The sequence below is a fragment of the Sodalis-like endosymbiont of Proechinophthirus fluctus genome (assembly GCF_001602625.1).
Classification (GTDB): Bacteria; Pseudomonadota; Gammaproteobacteria; order Enterobacterales; family Enterobacteriaceae.
The window spans coordinates 20,999-23,303 of the sequence record NZ_LECR01000035.1 but is presented as its reverse complement, the minus strand read 5'-3'; the positions used below and the strand labels follow the sequence as shown (position 1 = coordinate 23,303).

The 2,305-nt window shown below is 55.4% G+C and carries 2 protein-coding genes and 1 pseudogene; all 3 read right to left on the bottom strand.

The features are described from left to right. Positions 1-851, bottom strand: an 851-nt coding sequence (hisS, locus tag BG74_RS03980; protein WP_066596755.1) for a histidine--tRNA ligase, incomplete at its 3' end; no start/stop codon positions are given. 18 nt (positions 852-869) lie between these two features. After that, positions 870-1,991 carry a flavodoxin-dependent (E)-4-hydroxy-3-methylbut-2-enyl-diphosphate synthase gene (gene ispG, locus BG74_RS03975; protein WP_066596753.1) on the bottom strand — a complete coding sequence of 374 codons (1,122 nt, stop codon included), beginning with the start codon at positions 1,989-1,991 and terminating at the stop codon, positions 870-872. 40 nt (positions 1,992-2,031) lie between these two features. Beyond that, positions 2,032-2,305 (bottom strand): annotated as a pseudogene (locus BG74_RS16560) (RodZ domain-containing protein); the annotation flags it as partial.

Below are 2,305 nucleotides of genomic sequence, written 5' to 3'. Positions count from 1 at the left end.
CCGCAAACAGTACCCTGTGAACCCAAGCGTGTAGTCACCCACTCAAAAACCGTTCGGTTATAGTAATCCAGACCGCGTACTAAACGCGGATTAACCGTGTATGGGATACCGGCCAGGCCTAAAAGTTCACATAGACTGGAAAAATGGACGCGGGAATCGTCGTCGAGATAATCGATCATGACCGGAGCATCGTTGAGCAGCGCCTGAATATCAGGGTTTTTGGTGTCCAGTACCCGCATCGGATTAGTGTGCATACGGCGGCGACAATCCTCGTCCAATCGGTCTTCGTGCCGACCGAGAAATGTCACCAGCGCCTCGCGATACCTGGCGCGCGCTTCCAGCGACCCGATGGAATTCAGCTCCAGCGATACATACTCACTAATGCTCAGCGCGCGCCACCAACGGGCGGTGAGCAAAATGAGCTCGGCGTCGACGTCTGGCCCCTGCTGACCAAATACCTCAGCGCCCATCTGGTGAAACTGGCGGTAGCGTCCTTTCTGCGGACGCTCGTAGCGGAACATGGGACCCATATACCACAGCCGCTGTTCCTGGTTGTACAATAGTCCGTGTTCAATCCCGGCGCGCACGCAGCCGGCGGTACCCTCCGGACGCAAGGTCAGGCTGTCGCCGTTGCGATCGGCGAAGCTGTACGTTTCTTTTTCCACCACATCAGTAGCTTCACCAATGGCCCGCTGGAACAGCGGGGTCTGTTCGACGATCGGCAGACGGATTTCACTGTAGCCATAACTGGTCAGCACGCCCTTAAGTGTCCCCTCAACGCGCTGCCAGAATGCCGTCTCATCCGGCAAATAGTCGTTCATGCCGCGAATGGCCTGGATGTTCTTTGCCATGTCGAATCTTTACCTATGTTATTTTTCTACCAGACTGACCACGATGCGATTATTCTCGTCCAACATCGCTGCTTTCACGCGAATGCGGGCTTCTAATTGGTCGATCATCAGTTCGTTATCGAAACGCTCACGCTGGCGAACGCCGTCTTCGTAAAAGCCGCTTGTGTTATGGCCGCCGGTCACCCCCAGCGTGGAAACCAGTGCTTCGCCTAGACCGTTCACTACGCAGCCGATGATGGAGACATCCATCGGTGTGACGATGTCTTCTAGGCGCTGTTCTAGGGCGTTTACGGTGCCGATTACGTCAAACTCCTGGCGCGAACACGTCGGGCAGGCGATGAAATTGATACCGCGCTCGCGAATACGCAGCGATTTCAAAATATCGAAACCGACCTTCACTTCTTCCACCGGATCCACTGCCAGCGAAATGCGCAGCGTATCACCGATACCCTCGCTAAGAAGTAGCCCCAGGCCAATAGCCGATTTCACCGCCCCGCTGCGGGCGGCGCCGGCCTCGGTGATACCAAGATGCAGCGGCTGATCGATGCGTGACACCAGTAGGCGGTAAGATTGCACCGCCAGAAACACATCGGATGCTTTCACGCTGACCTTGAACGCGTCGAAGTTGAGTCTGTCGAGGATATCCACATGGCGCATAGCGGACTCCAGCAGAGCCTCCGGCGTAGGTTTGCCATATTTTTCCTGCAGATCGCGCTCAAGGGAACCGGCGTTGACGCCGATGCGTATCGGAATATTATTGTCGCGCGCGCAGTCCACCACTGAACGGATGCGCCCTTCGTTACCAATGTTGCCGGGATTGATGCGCAGGCAGTCTACGCCGTATTCGGCTACTTTTAGAGCTATGCGATAGTCAAAATGGATGTCCGCCACCAGTGGCACAGCGACCTGCTGCTTGATAAGTTTAAACGCTTCGGCGGCGTCCATGGTAGGCACCGACACGCGAACAATATCAACACCTACGCGCTCCAGCGCCTGTATTTGCTGCACCGTCGCCGTGACATCGGTAGTGCGCGTGTTGGTCATTGACTGCACTGCAATGGGGGCGCCGTCACCTACCGGCACCTTGCCGACGTAAATACGTTTCGATTTTCGACGGGTTATGGGTACGGAATTATGCATTGATCTTTCTCCAACCTTGCCGACTAGCTTTACTCTTTACTTACTGGGCAGCTACGGTCAATCGCGCAACCTGATTTGATTGGATTAACCGGCTCAGATCCCGCTGGTTTGCTTTGATATTGAACCCGCACTGCGGCCAGGGCACCGATTTTCAATTTGAACGGCGCCTGGCTAGTAAGATTCAGCGTAGCACTGCTGTGCTGAATACCGCTAAACAGTTTCTTACCGCCGGCGTCAAACACCTCGAGCCAGCAATCGCCGGTAAAATTTATTACCAGCGCATTGCCGTCTGCGTTAGCGGCGCTGGGCCTACG